The 6107-nt window shown below is 53.8% G+C and carries 7 protein-coding genes; 2 read left to right on the top strand and 5 right to left on the bottom strand.

What is annotated here, in order from left to right; genetic code table 11:
- From BUB13_RS15525 to BUB13_RS15505, 5 genes are all read right to left on the bottom strand, one after another.
- On the bottom strand, window positions 1-280 hold a 280-nt coding region (locus tag BUB13_RS15525; protein WP_072909687.1), incomplete at its 3' end, for a helix-turn-helix domain-containing protein.
- A 102-nt stretch (window positions 281-382) separates the two neighbouring features.
- Window positions 383-1576 (bottom strand): rhodanese-like domain-containing protein, encoded by a 1194-nt coding sequence (locus tag BUB13_RS15520; RefSeq protein ID WP_072909686.1) that lies wholly within the window; start codon window positions 1574-1576, stop codon window positions 383-385.
- Window positions 1577-1778: 202 nt separating this feature from the next.
- Window positions 1779-2648: a Rossmann-like and DUF2520 domain-containing protein gene (locus BUB13_RS15515; protein WP_072909685.1), complete on the bottom strand. Its 870-nt coding sequence runs from the start codon at window positions 2646-2648 to the stop codon at window positions 1779-1781.
- Window positions 2645-3301: a fumarylacetoacetate hydrolase family protein gene (locus BUB13_RS15510; protein WP_072909684.1), complete on the bottom strand. Its 657-nt coding sequence runs from the start codon at window positions 3299-3301 to the stop codon at window positions 2645-2647. Before BUB13_RS15510 ends, BUB13_RS15515 begins: the two co-directional genes overlap by 4 nt.
- A 39-nt stretch (window positions 3302-3340) precedes the next feature.
- On the bottom strand, window positions 3341-3943 hold the full coding sequence (locus BUB13_RS15505; RefSeq protein ID WP_072909683.1) for a trimeric intracellular cation channel family protein: 603 nt from the start codon (window positions 3941-3943) through the stop codon (window positions 3341-3343).
- 103 nt (window positions 3944-4046) lie between these two features.
- Here BUB13_RS15505 and BUB13_RS15500 point away from each other — a divergent pair, with 103 nt between their 5' ends.
- Both BUB13_RS15500 and BUB13_RS15495 read left to right on the top strand, forming a co-directional pair.
- Complete coding sequence (locus tag BUB13_RS15500; RefSeq protein ID WP_072909682.1) at window positions 4047-5216, top strand: rhomboid family intramembrane serine protease; 1170 nt, start codon at window positions 4047-4049, stop codon at window positions 5214-5216.
- Window positions 5217-5218: 2 nt separating this feature from the next.
- Window positions 5219-6106, top strand: coding sequence for a radical SAM protein (locus BUB13_RS15495; RefSeq protein ID WP_072909681.1), 888 nt, complete (start codon window positions 5219-5221; stop codon window positions 6104-6106).
- The last annotated feature ends 1 nt before the right edge of the window (window position 6107 follow it).

Below are 6107 nucleotides of genomic sequence, written 5' to 3'. Positions count from 1 at the left end.
CATCCGCAAGTTCGCGCTCAAGTCGCTTGATTTTCTGGGCGGGAGTCTCTTTGTCTTTGGGTGATTGGGGCATAACGTGCCTCACAGGCTGGGTCCAGTCCATCTTTCCATGCTTTCTCAACCATGTTAGCACGGTTGAACGCCCCTGAATGCCATAGATCTTCTGAGCTTGCTTGTAGCTCATGTCGCCTTTTTCTACGGCATCAACCACCTTCAACTTAAAGCCCATGGTGTAATCACGCTGAGTACGTCTCTTTCGCTGTCTGTCTGACTTGTCCATCATAAGCCTCCAAGGTGTAAACTTATTTCAGGACGGGACATTCTGACAAAAAAAGCCCCCTCAATGTCGAGGGGGCTTTGCTGTCTCAGCTTTTAGCAGGCCTTAGTGACCCTCGCCGATTGTGAAGCTGCCGTCCTGGTTGATGTTGATGGTTGCATCAAGGTACTGCAGGTTCGCTTTGTTGGTGTACTTGGTGTCCTGGATGGCGTAGTAAGCACCACCGGCGCGACCACCAGTTGCACAGTGAAGAACGACACGGCCTTCTTTCGGCATTTTGGAAACGGCTTCCTCAGCCTTGAAGATGAAGTCTTCGTCAAAAATGTTGATCGAGCCCGGAAGGTGACCAGCGGCGTACTCATCAGGTGCGCGAACATCGATGACGGTTACTTTACCAGCTGCGACCAGCTCTTTAAATTCCTTGACGGAGATGCCTTCCGGCAGCGCATTGCTGGCAACTGCCTTCTTCTTTACACCACTCGCTTCGTCGCCCCAGAGAGGCAATTTGGCTTTTTTCCAGTCCGGCTGACCGGCAGAGTAAACGGATACTTTTTTGTATCCCATCTTAAGTGCCAGAGCTGCACTTTCATGACTCAGCTTGCACTTGTAACCGCCGCAGTAGAAAATGAGAGGGATACTTTTGTCGTTCGGCAGCATTCCTTTTTTCAGCTCAAACTCTGCTTTTGGCAGCGAAATTGCGGTGGGAATAAAGGTCTTGCGATACTTGACTGCAGGACGGGCATCGATCAGCACATACGGCTTTTGGCTCGGCTTGGTTGCCAGCTTTTCAACCGCTTTGGTCTCGATCTCCACGTAGTTCCCGGCCTTGACCCAACCCGGCTGACCTTCGTACCAGACCTTGACGTTTTTGAAGCCGGCTTTCATTGCGATTTCAGCTGATTGCGGGCTCAGTTTGCAGTGCAGGCCGCCGCAGTAGAAAATCAGCATCTTGTCTTTAGCCAACTTGTCCAGGTTCTTTTCCAGCATCGGTTTAGGGATGCTGATCGCACCAGGAACATGGCCGGCTTCATACTTGACTGCCGGGCGGGCGTCGATCAACTGGAAAGTCTTATTTGCGTCCAGAGTTTCCTTAACCAGAGGGGAATCACCGAACTCTTTGGCAAATAGGTCCATGACCTCTACGGTGGTGATGCGCAGTTTTGGATCCTGCGGAACGTTCTTTTTGACTTCGGCTGCAGCCTTGTCGGTTACCGGAGCTGTCTTGGCAGTGGTTTGGCAACCGGTCACCAAGAAGGTCACAGCTAAGATTCCTGCTAGGAACAAAGCTAATCTTCTCATTCGTGTTCTTCTCCTATGAAGTATGGGTTACGCTCGCGGGTGAGCTGCGGGTCATTAATTTAGGCCAATATATCATAGCTCATGATAATTTCCAGTGTTTTTGTTGGCTAAAGAAAAAAAATATTTACAACAATAGTGGGAATTCGAATATCTGGAATATGCGATTTTTGCAGTGGAGAATAAATTTATAGAAGTCGAGACGTTATTCGCTGATGATGAGTTTTATCTTTGCTTCCTCTGCCGCGGATAAGCGACCTGATGCTGCTGCCAGGGAAAGAGTCTTCCGTGCCAGTGTGCAGTAAAGGTCGATCAGCTGCGGTTGTTTTTCGAGGGCAGAGATGTGGGCGTCAACGGTTGGGGAGTCGCCACGTACGATCGGGCCTGTCAGGCCTTGCTGGGCTCCAAGCGCGGCGAAATTTTCAAGAGTTGCCATCAGCAACGGTTGCAGCAGCTGTGGCGCTTGTGCCGCGTCAATGCCACAATCTTCAAGCAGCTGGCAGGCGGTTGCGGCCAGGGTGACGGTGAAATTCGAGGCGATGCAGGCGGCAGCGTGATAGAGCGTTTTCTTATCGGTCGCTATCTGAAAGGGCAGCCCGCCCAAGCTCGTGACCAGATCGAGGGCAAGTTTGTATGCTTGATGGTCGCCTTCAATCGCACAGGGGCAGCCTTTCAGTTTTTCGGCAGCGATCTTGCGATCGGCAAAGGGCAGCAATGGGTGAATGGAAATGACTGCTGCCGGACAATTTCCAGCACGCAGAATTTCTGCAGGGAGCAGGCCGCTGAAGTGGATGATTGTCTGCTCAGAGGTGAGTTCTGTGCTCAGACAAAACCGCTTGGCAACTTCTGCGAGCTGACCGTCTTTAGTTGTCAACAGGATGATGTTTGCCTCTGCCGCAGCAGAAAGGTCTGTTGTCGCTAACTCGCTGTTTCCGGCCATGAAAACACAGCCATCAGCCGCACCTTCAAGGGTGCGACCGACGACTGTTTTTAGCGGGTAGCCTGCCAAGTACAGCTGTTTGCCGACGGCACAACCAACCTTGCCGGGGCCAATCAAGGCGAAACTTGGCTTCATTTTACACTGACGCTCAGGGTGCCGACCTGCTCGATTTCTCCGTCGAGCTGATCGCCGCTCTGAATCCGGCTGACTCCTGCCGGAGTGCCGGTGAGGATGATGTCGCCCGGTTCCAACGTATAGTACTGCGACAGTTCAGCGATAATCTCTTCGACCGTGCGCATCATCTGTGCAGTGGTGCCATCCTGGCGCAGTTCACCGTTGACCTTCAGCTTCAGGCGGATGTCGTTCGGGTTGTCGACCTGAGCGGCGGGAACAAAGTCGGATAGAGGGCAGGACGTATCGAACCCTTTGGCGATTTCCCAGGGCAGTCCTTTGTCTTTCAGCTCGCTTTGCAGGTCACGCAGGGTCAGATCGAGAGCAACGCCGTAGCCGGCGACATGCTGCAGGGCATCTTCTTCGGCGATGTTTTTACCGCTTTGGCCGATCAACACCGCCAGCTCCAGTTCGTGGTGGCAGTCATCGGTGTAGGGTGGAAGCTCTATCTGACCACCGTCCGGCAACATGCTGCTGGCGGGCTTGCAGAAGATGACGGCACGGTCCGGGACCTTGTTGCCCAGCTCGCGAATGTGATCAAGATAGTTACGCCCGAGGCAAACGATTTTGCCGACCGGGTAGCTCTGCTCAGTTCCTTTGATTTTAACTTCACGCATAGCACTCTCCTTTGTACGAATAGTTTATGAATAGAAACATCAGGTTGCTTTAGGTAGTGACCAATTGTAGCGAATTGCCATCAATCTCAACAAGATAACGCTCGTTGCCGATAACAGCAGGGATAAATTTTCAGTCATTCCGAGGTGCCGCAACATGACCAGCAAGCCGCCCCCGAGGATGCAGGCAGAAGCATAAATTTCGCGACGCATGATCAGCGGAATTTCATTCGACAGTACATCACGGATCACCCCGCCCGCAGTCCCGGTCATCACCCCCATCAGCACTGCACCCAGCGGTCCGGTCTGAAATGCGATCGCTTTACCGGTTCCGATAACCACGAAGGTCCCCAGCCCGACAGCATCGAGGTAGAGCAGCGGCTGCTCGATCTTCGGCAGAAAGCGGTGGCTGATGAAAACCAGCAACGCTGTCGCGACCGGCAGCCAAAGATAGGTTTCGTTGCGCAGGCAAAAAGGGGGCAGGTCGCCCAGCAGCAGATCGCGCAATGTGCCGCCACCGATGGCCGTTACCATCCCCAGGACCAGCACACCGAACAGGTCCATGCCACGCCGCACCCCGGCCAAAGCGCCGGACGCCGCAAAGGCGATGGTTCCGATCAGATCAAGTAGATACAGCAGGTTCATGCGAGGAAGATAGCGATATGCTGCGTCAAACGCAAGCCTTCTGCTTTGGCTGATTCATGCGCTGTGCTAAACTGATTTTTTTGTCCCACTGCCTGGAGATGCAATGTTTATCCCCTTGTCCGATACGCCCAATCCACCGGGGCGGGGTTATATCACCTGGGCGCTGATCGCTGCGAATATTTTCATCTATCTGTTGCTGACCCTGCCGGCCAGCATGAGTCGCCCCGATCTGCATGATCCGGTTCTGCTCGAATACCTGCAGATGGTTGGGCTATACGGCAAGGTCAGTGCTCGGCAGGTTTATAATAGCGTCAGTGCTTATGATCTGCTGATCTTGAAGTACGGTTTTCGGCCGGGTGTGTTCGACCCTCTCACCCTGCTGACATCACTGTTCCTGCACGGTGGCTTCATGCATCTGGCCGGCAATATGCTGTTCCTGTTCATTTTCGGCGACAACGTCGAGTTCCGTCTCGGTCGTTTCCGTTATCTGCTGGTCTACCTGCTTTGCGGTGTTGCCTCGACCTTGTTTTTTGCGCTCTTCGCCGGAGATTCCCAGGTGCCGTTGATCGGCGCTTCCGGCGCCATTTCCGGCGTGCTCGGTTGCTATTTCCTCTGGTACCCGCGCAACCGGGTGCGTTGCTTTCTATTCCTGTTCCCTTTCATCATGACCAGCATCTACCTGTCGGCGCGCCTGGTGCTCGGTTTCTATTTGCTGATCGATAACCTTGTGCCCTTTCTTTTTGCCTCTTCAGCCACCAGCGGAGTCGCTTATGGCGCGCACATTGGCGGGTTTCTCACAGGCCTTGCCGTCGCCGGGATTGCCGATCAGTATTATCGTCTGCGCTTGCAGCTGAAAGGGAAACCGGCAAAAGCAGAGGGCTCGCTTGCTTCGCTGCAGCAGATCTGCCCGGCAGTCGGTCGTGGCGATCTGGCCGGTGCCGCCGACTGTTATCTTGGTCTGCTTGATCGTGACGAACGTTTGCAGGTCGATTCCGCCGATGTATTGGTGGTCGGCAACTTCATGCTGGAGAAGGGACGTTTTCCCGAAGCTCTGCATGTTTTCCGCCGCTTTATCTCTGAACGGCAGAACGATGAACGGATTGATCAGGCCTACCTTGGCGCGGGAAAAGCGATGTTGCAGCAGCCGCGCTACCAGACCAGCGCCTATCACTATTTTCTCTCCGCCCTCGACCTGGCCCGCAGTGAGCAACTGGCAGCCGAGGCGCGTATGCAACTCCGCCTGATCGAAAAACACCGGACGCCGGAAGGATAACTATGTACTATTTCGATTACGTTGAACCGGTCTTTCGCCCGCCATCGGAAGCGCGGTCGATGATTTTTCAGATTACCGTCGGTTGCAGCCAGAATCACTGTCGCTTCTGCGGTATGTACAAGATGAAGCAGTTCCGTATTCGCTCGGTTGATGATATCGCAAAAGAGATCGCTGCCGTACCGCGCCAACACCGCGAATTTTACCAGCGGGTCTTTCTTGCTGACGGCGATGCGCTGGTCTATCCACAAAAAGGCTTGCTGCAGATTCTTGACCTGCTGCAGCAGAACTTCCCGAACCTGAACCGCGTTGGTGCCTACGCTTCACCGAACAGCCTGACGACGAAAAGTGTCGAAGAGTTGGCCGAGCTGAAAGAAAAAAAACTGCGGATTCTTTACTTCGGACTTGAATCTGGCGACCCGCAAACGCTGCAACTGGTGAATAAAGGGTTTGAACCACAGCGGATGCTGGAGCTGTGTCGCAACGCCCAGCAGGCGGGGATGAAACTGTCGGTGACCGGTATTCTCGGGTTGGCTGGCCGGGCCCGCTCAGCCGAGCACGCGCAGGCAACCGCGGAGTGGATCAACCAGCTTTCGCCCGAGTATTTTTCTTTACTGACCATGTTCAAGCGGCACAACGACGATTATTTCGAGCAGATCGAACCGCTCACCAGCGGTGAAATCATCGAAGAGACGTTGGCGATCCTGAAAGTACTGAATCCGAAGAAATGTATTCTGCGCTCCAATCACGTGTCTAATATTCTTAACTTGGCGGGCAGCTATCCGAAGGATAGGGAAAAGCTGATTCGCCAAGCTGAAGCGGCATTGGAGCAGGCGAAGCGTGATCCGGCCTGGTGCAACCAGGTTCCGGACTATGGCGAGTCCTACTATTAAG

This window comes from Malonomonas rubra DSM 5091, from assembly GCF_900142125.1.
Lineage (GTDB): Bacteria > Desulfobacterota > Desulfuromonadia > Desulfuromonadales > Geopsychrobacteraceae > Malonomonas > Malonomonas rubra.
The sequence above is the reverse complement of the archived record's forward strand: the minus strand, read 5'-3'. Positions and strand labels throughout refer to the sequence as shown.

Coding starts and splice junctions, on each gene's coding strand:
- BUB13_RS15520 (WP_072909686.1), bottom strand. CDS start 1,576: ATGAGAAGATTAGCTTTGTTCCTAGCAGGAATCTTAGCTGTGACCTTC.
- BUB13_RS15515 (WP_072909685.1), bottom strand. CDS start 2,648: ATGAAGCCAAGTTTCGCCTTGATTGGCCCCGGCAAGGTTGGTTGTGCC.
- BUB13_RS15510 (WP_072909684.1), bottom strand. CDS start 3,301: ATGCGTGAAGTTAAAATCAAAGGAACTGAGCAGAGCTACCCGGTCGGC.
- BUB13_RS15505 (WP_072909683.1), bottom strand. CDS start 3,943: ATGAACCTGCTGTATCTACTTGATCTGATCGGAACCATCGCCTTTGCG.
- BUB13_RS15500 (WP_072909682.1), top strand. CDS start 4,047: ATGTTTATCCCCTTGTCCGATACGCCCAATCCACCGGGGCGGGGTTAT.
- BUB13_RS15495 (WP_072909681.1), top strand. CDS start 5,219: ATGTACTATTTCGATTACGTTGAACCGGTCTTTCGCCCGCCATCGGAA.